The organism is Acidisoma sp. (genome assembly GCF_035492295.1).
In the GTDB taxonomy this organism is placed as follows: domain Bacteria; phylum Pseudomonadota; class Alphaproteobacteria; order Acetobacterales; family Acetobacteraceae; genus Acidisoma.
Map to the genome: position 1 here is coordinate 1 of NZ_DATJJK010000112.1, position 14,840 is coordinate 14,840.

At 65.8% G+C, this 14,840-nt stretch carries 17 protein-coding genes; 8 read left to right on the forward strand and 9 right to left on the reverse strand.

Annotation, left to right across the window (positions count from 1 at the left end; genetic code table 11):
• Positions 1-244 (forward strand): heme exporter protein CcmB (locus VL752_RS08010; RefSeq protein WP_325353928.1); only part of this gene is annotated, 244 nt, incomplete at its 5' end.
• A 124-nt stretch (positions 245-368) separates the two neighbouring features.
• Here the strand turns inward: VL752_RS08010 and VL752_RS08015 are convergent.
• Entirely contained in the window at positions 369-1,634 is a 1,266-nt protein-coding gene (locus VL752_RS08015) for an ammonium transporter (protein ID WP_325353954.1), read from the reverse strand.
• A gap of 83 nt (positions 1,635-1,717) precedes the next feature.
• Entirely contained in the window at positions 1,718-2,056 is a 339-nt protein-coding gene (locus VL752_RS08020; RefSeq protein WP_325353930.1) for a P-II family nitrogen regulator, read from the reverse strand.
• Positions 2,057-2,320: 264 nt separating this feature from the next.
• On the opposite strand from VL752_RS08020, the gene VL752_RS08025 reads away from it, so the two are divergent.
• Positions 2,321-3,535, forward strand: coding sequence for a UbiH/UbiF/VisC/COQ6 family ubiquinone biosynthesis hydroxylase (locus VL752_RS08025; RefSeq protein WP_325353932.1), 1,215 nt, complete (start codon positions 2,321-2,323; stop codon positions 3,533-3,535).
• A gap of 7 nt (positions 3,536-3,542) precedes the next feature.
• On the opposite strand, the gene gpt is transcribed toward VL752_RS08025, so the two are convergent.
• Together gpt and VL752_RS08035 are read right to left on the reverse strand one after the other, a co-directional pair.
• On the reverse strand, positions 3,543-4,034 hold the full coding sequence (gene gpt / locus VL752_RS08030; protein WP_325353934.1) for a xanthine phosphoribosyltransferase: 492 nt from the start codon (positions 4,032-4,034) through the stop codon (positions 3,543-3,545).
• Positions 4,034-4,378, reverse strand: a complete 345-nt coding sequence (locus tag VL752_RS08035; protein ID WP_325353936.1) for a tRNA-binding protein — start codon at positions 4,376-4,378, stop codon at positions 4,034-4,036. Before VL752_RS08035 ends, gpt begins: the two co-directional genes overlap by 1 nt.
• Before the next feature lie 271 nt (positions 4,379-4,649).
• Here VL752_RS08035 and VL752_RS08040 point away from each other — a divergent pair, with 271 nt between their 5' ends.
• The 4 genes from VL752_RS08040 (at position 4,650) to VL752_RS08055 (ending at position 9,524) form a co-directional block, all read left to right on the forward strand.
• Complete coding sequence (locus VL752_RS08040) at positions 4,650-5,681, forward strand: S1C family serine protease (RefSeq protein ID WP_325353937.1); 1,032 nt, start codon at positions 4,650-4,652, stop codon at positions 5,679-5,681.
• Between the two features lie 69 nt (positions 5,682-5,750).
• Complete coding sequence (locus VL752_RS08045; protein WP_325353939.1) at positions 5,751-6,437, forward strand: response regulator transcription factor; 687 nt, start codon at positions 5,751-5,753, stop codon at positions 6,435-6,437.
• A gap of 32 nt (positions 6,438-6,469) precedes the next feature.
• The gene (locus tag VL752_RS08050; protein WP_325353941.1) at positions 6,470-8,080 is read left to right on the forward strand and encodes a sensor histidine kinase; all 1,611 of its coding nucleotides are present in this window, start codon (positions 6,470-6,472) and stop codon (positions 8,078-8,080) included.
• 82 nt (positions 8,081-8,162) lie between these two features.
• On the forward strand, positions 8,163-9,524 hold the full coding sequence (locus VL752_RS08055; protein WP_325353942.1) for an MFS transporter: 1,362 nt from the start codon (positions 8,163-8,165) through the stop codon (positions 9,522-9,524).
• A gap of 153 nt (positions 9,525-9,677) precedes the next feature.
• On the opposite strand, the gene VL752_RS08060 is transcribed toward VL752_RS08055, so the two are convergent.
• From VL752_RS08060 to VL752_RS08080, 5 genes are all read right to left on the reverse strand, one after another.
• A complete protein-coding gene (locus VL752_RS08060; protein WP_325353944.1) occupies positions 9,678-10,757 on the reverse strand; it encodes an OmpA family protein in 1,080 nt (359 codons plus the stop codon).
• Positions 10,758-11,053: 296 nt separating this feature from the next.
• Positions 11,054-11,638: a DUF2155 domain-containing protein gene (locus VL752_RS08065; protein ID WP_325353956.1), complete on the reverse strand. Its 585-nt coding sequence runs from the start codon at positions 11,636-11,638 to the stop codon at positions 11,054-11,056.
• 5 nt (positions 11,639-11,643) lie between these two features.
• A complete protein-coding gene (locus tag VL752_RS08070) occupies positions 11,644-11,898 on the reverse strand; it encodes a hypothetical protein (RefSeq protein ID WP_325353946.1) in 255 nt (84 codons plus the stop codon).
• Positions 11,895-12,416 carry an outer membrane lipid asymmetry maintenance protein MlaD gene (gene mlaD / locus VL752_RS08075; protein WP_325353948.1) on the reverse strand — a complete coding sequence of 174 codons (522 nt, stop codon included), beginning with the start codon at positions 12,414-12,416 and terminating at the stop codon, positions 11,895-11,897. The genes VL752_RS08070 and mlaD overlap by 4 nt, the downstream gene beginning before the upstream one ends.
• A 2-nt stretch (positions 12,417-12,418) precedes the next feature.
• Complete coding sequence (locus VL752_RS08080) at positions 12,419-12,790, reverse strand: NADH:ubiquinone oxidoreductase subunit NDUFA12 (RefSeq protein ID WP_325353950.1); 372 nt, start codon at positions 12,788-12,790, stop codon at positions 12,419-12,421.
• A gap of 176 nt (positions 12,791-12,966) precedes the next feature.
• On the opposite strand from VL752_RS08080, the gene VL752_RS08085 reads away from it, so the two are divergent.
• Together VL752_RS08085 and VL752_RS08090 are read left to right on the forward strand one after the other, a co-directional pair.
• On the forward strand, positions 12,967-14,502 hold the full coding sequence (locus VL752_RS08085) for a TSCPD domain-containing protein (RefSeq protein ID WP_325353952.1): 1,536 nt from the start codon (positions 12,967-12,969) through the stop codon (positions 14,500-14,502).
• A gap of 197 nt (positions 14,503-14,699) precedes the next feature.
• The coding region (locus tag VL752_RS08090; protein WP_325353958.1) for an NAD-binding protein at positions 14,700-14,840 on the forward strand (141 nt) is incomplete at its 3' end.

Below are 14,840 nucleotides of genomic sequence, written 5' to 3' on the forward strand. Positions count from 1 at the left end.
CTCGCTGCTCGGAACCGCCGGGGCGGCGCTGGTGATCGGCGCGCGCCGGGGCGGGGTGCTGCTGCCGCTGCTGGTCCTGCCGCTGGCCACACCGGTCCTGATCTTCGGGACGGCGGCGGCCGGCGCCGCCGCAACCGGAATCGCCGCGCGCCCGGCCCTGTTGTTGCTCGGCGCCTATCTCTGCCTTTGCCTGCCGCTTTGCCCACTGGCAGCGGGTGCCGCTGCCCGGGCGGCGGCGGAATAGGTCCCGGCTTGGCCAGCCTTACATAATCATATGTTTATGTAAGGCGCGGAAGTTAGGCTTTGTTCCAAAGAAAAACCCCCGCACAAGGCGGGGGTTTCCTCAGGTGACGGCGGGGTGAGCCAGATCAGACGATCTGCTCGCCATGCAGGGTGATGTCCATGCCCTCGACTTCCTCGTCCCGCGTGATGCGGAGACCGATCGTCATGTCGATGATCTTGAGGAGAACGAAGGACATGCCGCCCGACCAGGCCAGGGTGGCGCCGACGCCGGCGCACTGGATCAGCAACTGGTGGGCGCTGCCGCCGGCGCCGCCATAAAGCGGGCCGAAGGCGAAGACGCCGGTCAGCAGGGCGCCGATGATGCCGCCGATGCCGTGGACGCCCCAGCAGTCGAGGCTGTCGTCGTAACCGAAGAAGTTCTTCACGGTCGTCGAGAAGAAGTAGCAGCCCACGCCGGCGACGACGCCGATGATGATGGAGGGGCCGGGGAGGACGAAGCCCGAGGCCGGGGTGATGGCGACGAGGCCGGCGACGGCTCCGGAGACGATGCCGAGCAGGCTCGGCTTACCTTTGGTCATCCACTCCGCGAACATCCAGCCGAGGGCGGCGGCGGCGGTCGCGATCTGGGTCGCGGTCATGGCCATGCCCGCACGGCCGTTGGCGGCGACGGCGGAGCCGGCGTTGAAGCCGAACCAGCCCACCCACAGGAGGCTCGCGCCGATCATGGCGTAGCCGACATTGTAGGGGTGCATGTTGTCGTGGCCGTAGCCGACGCGCTTGCCCAGGACCAGAGCGCACATCAGGCCGGCAACGCCCGCGTTGATGTGAACGACGGTGCCGCCCGCGAAGTCGAGCACGCCGAGCGAGCCCGCCCAGCCGGTGGTCGACCAAACCCAATGCGCGATCGGGCTGTAGACGATGATCGACCACAGCACCATGAAGATGCACATGGCGCTGAACTTCATGCGGTCCGCGAAGGCGCCGCAGATCAGGGCCGGGGTAATGATGGCAAAGGTCATCTGGAACATCATGTAGACGCTCTCGGGGATCGTCTGATCGACGGTGCCCCCGAGCAGGAAGTCATTGTTCCAGGTCTTGGCAAAGCCCTTCAGCATGAACTGCGAGAGATCGCCGACATAGGCATTGCCGGTGGTGAAGGCGAGGCTGTAGCCGACCACGCACCAGACGATGGTGACGAGGCAGCAGATGGCGAAGGATTGCATCAACGTCGCCAGCACGTTCTTCTTGCGGACCATGCCGGCATAGAAGAGGGCGAGACCCGGAATGGTCATCATCAGCACGAGCGCCGTGGATGTCAGCATCCACGCGGTGTTGCCGGTGTCGATTTTCGGCGCGTCGGCCGCGAAGGCCGGTGCCGACAAGGCGAGCATCGGCAAAACGAAGGGAAGGGCCCGGACGAGACGCCGGGGACTTTTATTGTGCTGCATGGATGGTCCAGTCATCCGGGTTTCCTTCAAAGAGCTTCGGCGTCGAGTTCGCCCGTGCGGATGCGCACGACGCGTTCGACGTCCATGATGAAGATCTTGCCGTCGCCGATCTTGCCCGTATGGGCGGCCTTCATGATGGCTTCGACGACCTGCTCGGCGAGATCCGACGGCACAGCCACTTCGATCTTCACCTTGGGCAGGAAATTCACGTGGTATTCCGCCCCACGGTAGATCTCGGTCTGTCCTTTCTGGCGGCCGAACCCCTTCACTTCGGAAACGGTCAGCCCCTGCACGCCGAGCGGCGTCAGCGCTTCGCGCACGTCGTCAAGTTTGAACGGTTTGATAATGGCCATGACCAACTTCATGTCGGCGTCCTCTGTTCGTGGCTTCGTCGTGGCCGCCCTGGTGACAAGGGCTGCGAGTCTCCTGAGCACCCCATTCAAGTCCTGTGCCAAGAATGTGATGACCCATGAAACTACGACTTTTCTTAAGCTTTCTCCATGAATGGAATCACTTCTGCACGATTTGCAGGCAGCCAAGGGATGGGCCCGATGCGCGTGCGGAAGGGCCAGGTTTCGCCCGTTCGCCGAAGCGGCCTATAGACGATTCGGACGGGACCGGACGGGCCGATGAGTGACGAAGAGAGCGTAGAGGTTTGCATCCTGGGTGCGGGTCCCGTGGGCGGGTCACTCGCCTGCCGGCTGGCCGAGGCGGGACTGCGCGTCCTCGTGGTCGATCGCGCCGCCCTGCCGCCGATGGAGAATCCGGATTTCGACGGGCGTGCCTATGCGATCGCGGCGGGAACCCAGCCGCTGCTTGAAAATGCGGCGCTGTGGACAGCGCTGCCCTTTCAGCCCTGCCCGATCGAGGGGATCCATGTCTCGGACGGCCGGCCCGGCCGCCCGGCTTCCCCCTTGTCGCTCCATTTCGACCGCCGGGAACTGGGCGAGGAGAGCGGCCCCTTCGGCTGGATGGTGGAGGCGCGGGCGCTGCGAATCGCCCTCAACCGCCGTCTCCATGCCGGACGGGGCATTCTTCTCGCCGCCCCCGCCGAAGCGCGGGTGGAGCGAAGCGCGGAGACGGTGCGCATCGCCCTCTCGACCGGCGCGCGCTACCGCGCGCGGCTCATCATCGGGGCTGAGGGGCGTCAGAGTCCACTCCGCCGCAGTGCCGGCATTCCGGTGATCCGCTATCCCTACCGTCAGAGCGGCATCGTCTGCGCCATCGCCCACGAACAACCCCACGGCAATGGCGCGCTCGAGCACTTCCTGCCCGGCGGCCCCTTCGCGCAGCTGCCGCTCGGCCCCACGCGCGGCGCACCCCATGTTTCGGCGATTGTCTTCACCGAGAAGACGGCGGTGGCCGACGCGCTCGCGCGTCTCGGCTCAGAGGCCTTCACCCGTGAGGTGGAGCGGCGCATGGGCGGCCATCTCGGCGCCATCCGCCTGCTCGGCAGGCGGTGGGTCTATCCGCTCTCGGCGCTGCTGGCCACGCGCTATGTCGACCGCCGCATGGCGCTGGTGGGGGATGCAGCGCACGGCATTCATCCGATCGCCGGCCAAGGCTTCAATCTTGGCCTGCGCGATGCCATCGCGCTTTCCGACCTCGTGCTGGAAGCGGTCGTGCAAGGCGGCGATCCGGGAGATCCGGCGCTTCTGGCCCGCTACCAGCGGCAGCGGCGGCCGGACAATCTCGCCATGCTGGCGGCGACTGACGCGCTCGACCGGCTGTTCAGCAACGACAATCCGGCGGTGCGCCTCGCGCGCGATCTCGGCATCGCCGCGGTTCACCGCCTGCCCCCGCTCAAGCGCTACTTCATGCGCCGGGCGATGGGCCTTTCCTGATTGCACGCTAGACGGTGCCGGGCTTGGGCGTGCGGGCGATGGGCGCCACGAATTGCGGCGCCGCATCGGTATCCCAGGGGAAGAGGATCCAGGTGTTCTGGCTGACTTCCGTGACGAAGGTATCGACGACGTCCTTGCCGGCCGGCTTGGCATAGACGGTGGCGAAATGCGCCTTCGGCAGCAGGGCGCGCACCACCCGCGCCGTCGTCCCGGTATCGACGAGATCGTCGACGATCAGGAAGCCGTCACCGTCACCCGCCGCGCTGGGCGGCTTGGTGACGACGGGGCGGCCAAGCTGCTCCTCCTGATAGGTTTCGACCGAGACGCTTTCGATCAGGCGACATTCGAGCTCGCGTGCGATGATCGCGGCCGGGATGAGCCCGCCGCGTGTGACGGCCACAATTCCCTTCCAGGGACCGGAATCGATCAGCCGCCAGGCGAGCGCGCGGGCGTCTCGGTGCAGTTGGTCCCAGGTGACGGTGTAGTACTGTTGCGCCATCAGAAAAGTCTCCCGCCGTCCGGCACCTTGAAATCCGACCGGATCAAAACGATCCCGCCTTGGCTGTCCGGCAGCCCCAAGGTCAAGACCTCGCTGACGAATGGGCCGATGCGCCGGGGCGGAAAATTCACCACGGCGCAGACCTGACGCCCGATCAGCCTGTCCGGCGTATAATGAACCGTGATCTGAGCGGAGGAGGCCTTGACGCCGATCTCCTCGCCGAAATCGACCCAAAGCTTGATCGCGGGCTTGCGCGCTTCGGGAAATGGCTGAGCATCCACGACCGTGCCGACCCGGATGTCGAGTCGCTCGAAATCCTCGATGCTCACGATCTGGCTGTCCATGCGTCCGAAATCCTCTTGAGGGCGAATCGCTTCGGGGTGCGAGAATGCCGCGAATCGATGACGGGATGCCAGAGGCCAGGGAAATCGGGCGCCAGATGGAGCCGGGCATGACGCAAGGTTAAAGCTCGGAAACTGCAATGGGTTTTCCGCGGCGCCTCTGGGCGAGTGGCGGGTTTATATGAGAAGTAGCGATATGAATTGCGCCACGAACCCTGCATCGCAACCTGAGGCCCCAGGGCCGTGGCTGGCCGCGCCGGTCTTGCGGCCCCGTTTGGCCCTCCTTGTCCTCGCGGTCCTCGCCGGTTGCGCGCCCGCGCCGGGCGCCTTGGCGCAGAACGGTTTCCCGAGCTTCCGCAACCTCGCGAAGAAGGTGGTGCCCTCGGTCGTCAGCATTGCGGTGACCGAGAGTGCGGCGGCGGCCGCCGCCGACCAAGGCGGGGACGGTACCACCGATGACGGCCAGCCTCTGCCCCGGGATGGCCACCAGAAGGTTTTCGGCGCCGGATCGGGCTTCATTGTCGATCCCTCCGGCATCATCGTGACCAATGATCATGTGGTGGACGGTGCGAGCAAGATCACGGTCTCGCTGTCGGACGGGACGCAGTTGCCGGCGCGTGTGCTTGGCTTCGATCAGCTGACCGATATCGCGGTGATCAAGGTTTCGCCCCAGGCGCCGCTCCCCGCCGTGCAATGGGGCGATTCCAGGGCGGTCGAGGTCGGCGACTGGATTCTGGTCGCGGGCAACCCCTTCGGCCTGGGCAGCTCGGTGACCGCCGGCATCATCTCTGCCCGCGGACGGGATATCATGAGCGGCCCCTTCGACGATTTCCTGCAGCTCGATGCCCCTATCAATCCGGGGAATTCCGGCGGCCCGGCCTTTGACATGACGGGCCATGTGATTGGCGTGAACACCGCCATCATCTCGCCGACCGGTGGCTCCGTGGGCATCGGCTTCGCGATTCCGAGCGAAATCGTGCAGAACGTCGTGGAGCAGATCGAGAAGCACGGCCATCTTGATCGTGGCTGGCTCGGCGTCGGCGTCGCCGATGACGAGGAAGCGACGACCGACGGCGTCCGCGTGACGACGGTGGAACCGGGTGGCCCGGCAGCCCATGCCGGCATCCGCGCGGGGGACCGCATCCTGGCGGTGAATGGGCGCAGGGTCGATACGGCGCTCGCCCTGATCCGGGCGGTGGCGGAGATCCACCCCAACCGGCATGCTCAGCTCACCGTGCTGCGTCACGGCAGCAAGATCACCGCAGAGATCGTGGTCGGGCTGCGTCCGGTCACAGAAGCGCAGTGAATACCATATGGCGACGAAGCGGCGCAGCGGCGCCGCGAGACGGATCGGATGAGGTGAGGGAGTTCTAAGATGCGCATTCTGCTGGTCGAGGACGACCGCGACGTCGCGGGCTTCGTGGTGAAGGGGCTGCGCGAGGCCAACCACGTGGTGGAACATGCGGCCAACGGCCGGGACGGCCTCTTCATGGCCGCGAGCGAACAGTTCGACGCCATCATCCTGGACCGCATGCTGCCGGGCGGGGTGGACGGCCTGCGCCTGCTCGAGACACTGCGCGCGCAGGAGAACACCGTGCCGGTTCTTTTCCTCTCCGCCCTCGGCCAGGTAGACGACCGGGTGAAGGGGCTGAAGGCCGGTGGCGACGACTACCTGACCAAGCCCTTCGCCTTCGCCGAGCTGCTGGCGCGGGTCGAGGCGCTGACCAGGCGTGGCAAATCGGACAGCCCGGTGACGCGCCTCGTCGTCGGCGACCTCGAGATGGATCTCCTTTCTCGCAGCGTGAAGCGGGCCGGGCAGAAGATCGACCTGCAGCCGCGGGAATACCGGCTGCTCGAATATCTGATGCGGCATGCGGGCCAGGTCGTGACCCGCACCATGCTGCTCGAGGGCGTGTGGGATTATCACTTCGACCCGCAGACCAATGTGATCGACGTGCATGTTTCCCGCTTGCGGCAGAAGGTGGACAAGCCCTTCCCGAAGCCGTTGCTCCATACCGTTCGCAATGCCGGCTACATCATGCGGCCGGACAACGACGCCTAGAAGGCGACGCGCATCATCCGCCGGGCAAGCCGATGCAACTGACCGGACCACGCCCGAGCCGGCCGCGCCTCAGTCGGCCGCGCCTGAGCCGGCCGCGCCTCAGCCGGCCGCGCCTGAGCCGGCCGCGCCTGCCGTCCTTCGCGCAGCTGCGGGACAGCCCGCTGCTGCGCTCGGCCGGGCTGCGCTTCGCCGCCCTCTACGCGATCATCTTCGGCCTCAGCGCCGTGGCACTCGCAATCTTCCTGTGGTGGGCAACGGCGGGACTGCTCAACCGGCAGGTGGAAGCGGCGATCAATGCCGATGCGCAAGGATTGGGTGAACGCTACCAGGAAGGCGGCATCCCGGCGCTGATCCTGACAATCCAGGATCGTCTTTCCCAGAATGTGGACGAGAACGCGATCTATCTTCTGTCGGACGGCGATCTGCATCCGATCGCCGGCAATCTGGCGGCATGGCCGAAGCAGGTTTCCGGTTCCGATTCCTGGTTCGAGCTGACGGTCCAGCGGGGCGACCATCAGGCGCTCGCTCGCATGCGGCGCTACGACCTGCCGGGCGGCTTCCATCTGCTCATTGGTCGTGACGTCGGCTCGCGGGCGAAACTGCGGTCGCTGCTGACCGCGGGGCTGCTCTGGGCGGTGCTGGTCATGGTCGTGCTCGGCATCGCCGGAGCGATCGCAATCCAGAGCCTGTTCCGCCGCAGCCTCGCCGATGTTTCGGCAACGGCGAATGCGATCTCGCGCGGGGATCTCTCAAATCGCGTGCGCATCTCTGGCCGTGGCGACGAGTTCGACCGGCTGGCCGAGACCATCAATGACATGCTGGACCGCATCGCCCGGCTGATGGACGGCGTGCGGCAGGTTTCGAACGCCATCGCCCATGACCTGCGTACCCCGATCACCCGCGCCCGCGCCCGGCTTGAGGATGCGGCGCTGCATGCACGCGATGCGAGCGACCTGCATGCAGCGGTTGAGCGCGCGACCTCGGATCTGGACGGCATCGTTTCCATATTCCAGGGCCTGCTGCGCATCGCCGAGATCGAGGCCGGCGCCCGGCGCTCGGCCTTTGCCGCGATCGATCTCTACGAGTTGCTGGCCGACATGCACGAGCTTTACGGCGCGGCGGCGGAAGAGCAGGGGCAGCAGATCGACCTGCTGGCCAAGCCGCCTTTGCCGATCTTCGGAGACCGCGACCTCCTGCAGCAGGCGGTCGCCAACCTGCTCGAGAATGCGCTTAAATTCTCACCGCCTGGCAAGCCCATTCTGCTGGGCGCCCGCAGGCTTGGAGACCGGATCGAGATCGTGGTGGCCGATTCCGGGCCAGGCATTCCACCCGAGGACCGCGCCCGGGTGACCGAGCGTTTCTATCGCGGCGAGAGTGCGCGCAGCACGCCGGGATCGGGCCTCGGCCTCTCCCTCGTGCAGGCGGTCGTGCAGCTGCATGGCGGCGTGCTGCAACTCGAGGACAATCATCCAGGCGTGCGGGCGGTGCTTTCCCTGCCGGCCGAGTTCAGCGTGAGCCGCCGGCTTGCGAAAACCGAACGCCTCGCGGCGACCGCACCCAAGCCACCCGCGCCGCAACCGGGACCGTCCCCAGCCGCGCCAGTTGAGATGACGACCGCCCCGGAGACATCCAAGGATGCGTGAGCCCGCGCAGGCCCTGGTCTAAGTTGGCAGCCATGGTCTAGATCCCGTAACCCCGAATCGGAACAGGGGGAGGGAGAACACCATGAACGCTGCCGCCATCGCCGCTCGGTTGGATGTTTTGCCGGGGAGCCGTCGCATCTGGACCCTGGTGGTGCTGCTCTCCCTCGGCGGGTGTTTCGAGTATTTCGACCTCTTTCTGACCGGCTATGTCGCTCCGGGCCTCGTCCGCAGCCATCTTTTTACGGCGACGACTGCCGGATTCTTCGGCAACGATGGCATCGCGAGCTTCGTCGCGGCCTTTTTCATCGGGCTTTTCATCGGCACGATTCTATTCGGCTTCGTCGCTGACCGGTTCGGGCGGCGCATGATCTTCACCGCCTCCCTCGTATGCTACAGCCTCTGCACGCTGGTCATGGCCTTTCAGCATTCGGCCGGGGCAATCAATCTCTGGCGGCTGCTTGCGGGGATCGGCATCGGCGTCGAACTGGTGACGATTGATACCTACATTTCCGAGCTGATGCCGAAGGCCCTGCGCGGGCGCGCCTTCGTGGTCAATGCGGCGATCCAATTCAGCATCCTGCCGGTGGCGGCGGCGCTTGCCTGGTGGCTGGTGCCGCAGGCGCCGTTCGGTGTCGATGGTTGGCGTTGGCTCGTCATCATCGGAGCGCTGGGCGCCGTCGCCGTCTGGTTCATCCGCAGGAGGTTGCCGGAAAGCCCGCGCTGGCTCGCATCCCACGGACGCGTGGCGGAGGCCGACCGCATCGTCTCCTGGCTCGAGGGCGGAGCGGTCCACGCCCAGACGTCGCCGGCAGTGGTTGAGGAACTACCCGCCGCGCGCGGCCGCTTGCGGGAAATCTGGCAGCCCGCCTATCGCGGCCGCACGATCATGCTGATCCTGTTCAACGTGTTCCAGGCCGTCGGCTACTACGGTTTCGCGAATTGGGTGCCGACGCTGCTGATCAAGCACGGCATCACCGTCACGCACAGCCTCGAATATACCTTCGTCATCGCGATCGCCGCGCCCTTCGCGCCACTGCTCTTCTATCGCCTGGCGGATGCCGTGGAGCGCAAATGGCTTGTCATGGTGAGTGCGGCGGCGGTCGCCATCTTCGGTCTCGGCTTTGGGATGGTGCGGAGCCCGGCCGCGGTGATCGTCCTCGGCGTGTTGGTGACGATGGCGAACAACGTCCTCTCCTTTGCCTTCCACAGCTATCAGGCCGAGCTGTATCCGACGCGCATTCGGGCGGTCGCGGTGGGTTTCGTCTATTCCTGGAGCCGGCTCTCCGTCGTCTTCATGGCTTTCGTCATCGCCTTCACCCTTCGCGACTTCGGCGTGCCCGGGGTCTTCGTGCTGATCGCGGGCAGCATGGTGGTGGTGATTGCTTCGACCGGCCTGCTGGGGCCGAAAACGCGAGGCCGCTCACTGGAGGAAATCGCGGGCTGAGGCCGGCCCATCCAGCCGCGATGCAAAAGGAGAAGATGCCAGCGGCATCTTCTCCTTTTTTAGCGCGTGAGCGCGGATCAGATGGCTACGCAAACGAAAAGGGCGCCCCTTGCGGGGCGCCCTCCACCACTCGGTAATTCCCGTAAGGGAAGATTACTTGATGATGATTTCGACGCGGCGGTTCTGAGGCTCGCGAACGCCCGGGCCGGTCGGAACCAGCAGGTGGGTTTCGCCATAGCCCGCGATGGAGATCGCGGAAGCCGGAACGCCATCGGCGATCAGCTGAGCCTGGACGCTCTTCGCGCGGCGGATGGACAGACCCATGTTGTAGGACGGCGAACCGGACGTATCCGTGTAGCCGTTGACCTGGATCTGCGTGTACTGCACGTGCGTGGAGTTCGAGGCCGCCTCGGCAATGATCTCCTTGGCGCGCGGCGTCAGGTTGTACTTATCCCAGTCGAAGAAGACGAGGTAGGTACGGGCCGGAGCCGGGGCCGGAGCCACGACCGGAGCAGGCGGCGGCGGCGGCGGGGACGGGGTGTTGAAGGCATAACGCAGGCCGATCATAACGGTCTGGTTGACAGCCGGGCCCATCTCGAAGGTCGCCGGCGTGCCCATGTAGCTGCCGTTGAACTTCTCCTTGGCGGTCTGGCCGATATACTCATACTGAGCAGTGATCGAGAGACCGGGAGCCGGCGGGATCGGAACCGAGAAACCGGCGATGCCCTGGTAGGCGAAGCTGCCAGCGGTATCGCTGATGCTGGTCACGCCCGCTTCGGTGATCGACGAGCTCGGCATGCCCGTCCACAGGTAGCCGACGCCAGCGCCGACATACGGGTAGAAGTAGGGCAGGCCAACATCGATGTCGTACAGGGCGTTGACGAAGCCACCGTACTTCTGAGTGTAGCCGTGGAAGTCGTATTTCGGCGCGATATAGCCGGGCTTCAGCTGCTTGTCCGTCGCGCGAAGGTAGACACCTTCGACTTCGAAGCGCAGGCCGTTGCCGAGGCCGTAACCAACGCTGGCCTCACCCGAGAAACCGCCCTTGTAGAAAGCGCGGCTGCCGCCGAGGCCGCCCGGGGCCTCCGTCATCTTCTGGGTCGCCTGATAGTCATAGCCGGCGCCAGCGCCGACATAGAGACCAGTGATCGGCTGAGCCTTCGCTACCGTGGAAAGGGCGAAAGCCGGGACCGCCAACACAGTCGCCGCCATAAGCGCGCTGCGGAGCTTCATTCTAATTCTCCTCTTTGACCGACGCATACCATTCAGCCCGGGCGGTCGCGCGGAGGCGTTGCCTGCTGTTCGGTGCATCAAATCTAGCATCTTCTCCAAGCTTTCCCAGCCTTTTCGCTGCGTTTCCGACACACAGTGATAAAAAAGACACAATGCGGCGTCTTAAGCGAAAAACCGGGCGAATCCTAATGAATTCGCTGCTTTTTAAACACTCTGCGCGCGACGGCGGAAGCGCCCGCGTGAACGCACTGCAATTCGTCTGAAACACTAACGCGTGAAGAAAGAGCCGGGAGAGCTCAATTGCAGCCGGTGACCGAGATATCGGTCGTGGCATCGGAGACTCCGGAGAGCGCAGGCTCGGCCTGGAAAATCCACCCGCGGAACTCCGGCGGCGAACCGGAGGGGGCGTGGGAATCCGTCACCTGCACAAAGATGGCCGCATCGGGTGGCAGGTTCGGCGGCCGAATCCAGCAGGCGAGAACCGTAATGGTCAGGAAACGGATCTGGAAGGGCGTGCCGACGGTCGCCGTCATCTTCCGCGCACTGCCATAGATCTTGTCGAGCAGGATCAGATCGGCATGGTTCTTCTGAACCCAGTCTGAGGAAGCGGGGGTGCCGGGATTGCTGGTGCCGGGCGGCGGTTCGGGCGCCGGCGGGGTCTGGCTGGAATCCTGGCCTTCCTTCTGACCCGTCATCGCTGCGCCATCACCCAGGACCTTGCTCTCGCTGGTGTTGGGCGGAGGCGCAAGCGGCGTTCCCTGGATCGTCGACCCGCCGGTGTCCTGTGACTGCGCATAGGCGGCCGGACACAGCGGCAGCACCACGGCGGCGCAGAGAAGAAGGCCGGCGCCGGTCGCGCCGATCAGGCTCGGCTTGCGCATCGTCGTCACGCGTCCTGTCTGCGACCGGCCCGGGGATCGCGCAGGGCGTCGACCATGGCATGGAGCAGTTGGCGCATCGCCGCCTCGTCCACCCCCATGAGCACGGCGTCCTCGAAACAGTCGCGCAGCGCTTGGGTCACTTCCGCATGGTTTTCGCGCAGTGTGCGCAGCTTCTCGCGGCAATCGATGCGGTTGCCGTCGGCGCCCGGCCAGAGATCGGCATCGGGATCGGCCCGATCCGGGCCGCTGTCCGGGGTCATTGCAAACCACCCTGGCTCTGGCTGGAGCCGGAGCCGGACTTGCCGTCGTCCCCCTTTTTCAGGGAGGAGACGAGATCGGTCACGCTGAAGATGAATTTGCCGAGCAGGTCTTCGAGGCTGACCGAGCCCTGGGTGACGGTGATGCGGCCGCCGGGCGGGATCATCTTGTCCGAGCCACCGGGGACGACGGCGAGATACTTGCCGCCGAGCAGGCTCTGGCTCGCGATTGCGGCGCTGCTGTCGGTCGGCAGTGCGATATCCTTCGCGACCGTGAAATCGACGGTCGCCAGATAGGTCTTGGGGTCGATCGAGGTTTCGGTGACGGTGCCGATCTTGACCCCGGCCATGCGCACATCCGATCCCACCGAAAGACCGTCGATCCGGTCGAATTCAGCGCTGAATTGGTAGCCGGGAACGTCCGCGGTACCCGAGGTTGCGAGAGCATAGGCCAGGAAGGCCGCAGCCACGATCAGAACGACGAGACCCGCCAGAATCTCGGCGCCGTTGCGCCGTACCACGCTTATTCTCCCGGCGACCAAGCGTCGTAATCACCGGTTGCCCGATGTCTGCGGCCGCCTCTGTAGTCATGTCCGGGTGGCCGGTAGCTGTAGGGCGTGCCGGTGCGGTTCGGCAGATGCGGCTTCATCCAGGGCAGGCGGGTCTTTTCCGAAATCGGCGCGTCGGTCGTGTAGTGCAGCCAGGCATGCCATTCAGGCGGGATGGTGGAGGCCTCGATGGGCCCGGCATAAATGACCCAACGGCGTGTCCGCCGGCCAGCCACCACGGACTTCTCCTCGAAGTAGCGGTTGCCGAAGCCATCCTTGCCCACCCCGCGTCCGCGCAGGCGCGTGAAGAGGGAAGTGCCGATATAGCCGATCTTCGCGAGTTTCATGGCCCTCCTATAAGCGATGGCAGCGCGCTGGTCCATCGGGCTTGCTCCGTCTGTCTGCCATCACCGGTCTGCGTCGGCGGAAACCTGTGCATAACTCTAGGAGTTGTGTGCGAATGCCTTGCCTTACCGCTAGATGATGCTTTCGCAGGCTAGCGGGATGCGATAGCCTGAAGGGCATGAGAACGAGCAAAGCTTGGCATGGCATCCGTTTGCGGTGGGTTGAGGCAGCGCCGGATCCGGAGTCGTCTCCCATCCCCGTACTGCTTCCGGCGAGCTGGGATGACGAGGCGGCTGAGGCAATAGCCGCCCTCGCAGCCCATGGCGCGCGCCGGGTGAGTCTACCCGAACGCGCTAATGGCTGGATCGGCCGTGCGGCCGGGCGGGCGCAGGCCGCCGGCCTTGCGTCGGAAGCGGAATTTGCCGCGGCCCTGCATATGCTGTTGATCAGGCGGCGCGGTGCGCCGGGGGCGACGATCTGGCGCAATCCGGAGGTCGGCGGCGCTGACCTGCCGCGTTTCGTGCTCAATCTGCCGGCTTTCCACGATGCTGAGATGGGTTTCGACCATGCGGCCTTCGGTGCGGCTGCCGAGACCGCGGCCCTGACGCTCGCACTGTTGCGGCCACAGGCCCGGCGAGTCGCCGTCGGCTTCGCTGATCTCGACGGACTGCTGGCGCTTCTCGGCCTCGATTACGCGAGCAACGAAGCGCGGGAGGTGGCGGCAGCCATTGCGGCATTGCTGCGCGGCCGCGCGGAATGTGCGTCCGCCCGGCTCTCCGACGCGGCGGGACCGCAGATCCTGCCCGATGTCTGGTCCCCGCCGCCACTCGGGGAAAGCCTTCCTGCCCTCGCCGAGGCGGCGACCGACGCCTTCCATGCGGCTGCCGGGTTGCCCAACTGCGCCCATGACCTCGTCGCCGCTCTGACGCCGGCCGACGAGGCGGAGATCCTGCTCGGTGTAGGGACAACCGGCTGCGCCCCGGCCTTCGCCCGCGTAACCTCCAAGGGCGCGCTGACGGCGGCCGCACGCGGCCTGCTTGCGGCGCGTGGCCTTTCGGCGGAAGCGGCGCTCGCCGCCATGCTCGCGGGTGAAACGCCGCTGCCTGTCGCCGGAATAGACGCCCATGCCGCGATGCATGCGACACTTGCCGCCATCCTGCCATTGCCGCCGTTGCCGGCAGCCGGCGCCCGGCGCCGCGCCGAAGCTGCGCCCGCTTCGGTTTCGCCCCTGCCCGCGACCCCGGTCGATCTTCCCCGGCGCCGCAGCGGCACGATGCAGAAGGTCGCGGTCGGCGGCCATCGCCTCTATTTGCAGACGGCCGAATACGAGGACGGCAAGCTCGGCGAGATCGGCATCACCCTGCAGCGGGAAACGCCGGCCTATCGCGCCCTCATGGATGCCTTCGCAATGGCCGTGAGCATCGGCCTGCAGCATGGCGTGCCGCTGGAACCCTTCATCGAGGCATTCGTCGGCACCCGTTTCGGGGCGGCCGGCACCGTGGAGGGCGATCCCGACGTCCGCTCCGCGACTTCGATCATCGATTATGTCTTCCGCCACCTCGCCCATGCCGAACTCGGCCGCTCCCTGCCGGAGCCGGAGGAGATGCCTGCGGCCCACGGCCACGGTGTGACCGATGCTGCGCCGACCCTGCCGCTCGATTGGCCGGAAGACACGCCAGAGGCGCGGCGCCGGCGAATCCGCCTCGTCGCCTAGAGGTTCTCAGAGCGAGATAAAAGCGCCTTCGCTTTCCTCTTGTTCGCGGATAACCTCTCTCTGTCTGACTCAGGGGCTGATTCAGGCCCTGAGCTCGTTTCAGCCCATAGATCGGTCACAAATCGGCGTCATGAAGCGCTGACAGGAGGCGTTCTGCCACCATCGATGAGGAAGCCCGTCAGGGCGAGAGGGTTGATATGCGCGTCACCATGATCGGCGGCGGTTACGTCGGGCTCGTTTCCGGTGCCTGCTTCGCCCAATTCGGCATGGACGTGGTGGTGGTCGAGGTCGATCCCAAGCGTCTCGGCGCGCTGAAGGCCGGCGCGATCCCGATTTTC

Bases quoted from the DNA above. Each gene is read 5' to 3' on its own strand.
- VL752_RS08015 (WP_325353954.1), bottom strand. From the start codon at position 1,634: ATGCTCGCCTTGTCGGCACCGGCCTTCGCGGCCGACGCGCCGAAAATC.
- VL752_RS08020 (WP_325353930.1), bottom strand. From the start codon at position 2,056: ATGAAGTTGGTCATGGCCATTATCAAACCGTTCAAACTTGACGACGTG.
- VL752_RS08025 (WP_325353932.1), top strand. From the start codon at position 2,321: ATGAGTGACGAAGAGAGCGTAGAGGTTTGCATCCTGGGTGCGGGTCCC.
- gpt (WP_325353934.1), bottom strand. From the start codon at position 4,034: ATGGCGCAACAGTACTACACCGTCACCTGGGACCAACTGCACCGAGAC.
- VL752_RS08035 (WP_325353936.1), bottom strand. From the start codon at position 4,378: ATGGACAGCCAGATCGTGAGCATCGAGGATTTCGAGCGACTCGACATC.
- VL752_RS08045 (WP_325353939.1), top strand. From the start codon at position 5,751: ATGCGCATTCTGCTGGTCGAGGACGACCGCGACGTCGCGGGCTTCGTG.
- VL752_RS08050 (WP_325353941.1), top strand. From the start codon at position 6,470: ATGCAACTGACCGGACCACGCCCGAGCCGGCCGCGCCTCAGTCGGCCG.
- VL752_RS08055 (WP_325353942.1), top strand. From the start codon at position 8,163: ATGAACGCTGCCGCCATCGCCGCTCGGTTGGATGTTTTGCCGGGGAGC.
- VL752_RS08060 (WP_325353944.1), bottom strand. From the start codon at position 10,757: ATGAAGCTCCGCAGCGCGCTTATGGCGGCGACTGTGTTGGCGGTCCCG.
- VL752_RS08065 (WP_325353956.1), bottom strand. From the start codon at position 11,638: ATGCGCAAGCCGAGCCTGATCGGCGCGACCGGCGCCGGCCTTCTTCTC.
- VL752_RS08070 (WP_325353946.1), bottom strand. From the start codon at position 11,898: ATGACCCCGGACAGCGGCCCGGATCGGGCCGATCCCGATGCCGATCTC.
- VL752_RS08080 (WP_325353950.1), bottom strand. From the start codon at position 12,790: ATGAAACTCGCGAAGATCGGCTATATCGGCACTTCCCTCTTCACGCGC.
- VL752_RS08085 (WP_325353952.1), top strand. From the start codon at position 12,967: ATGAGAACGAGCAAAGCTTGGCATGGCATCCGTTTGCGGTGGGTTGAG.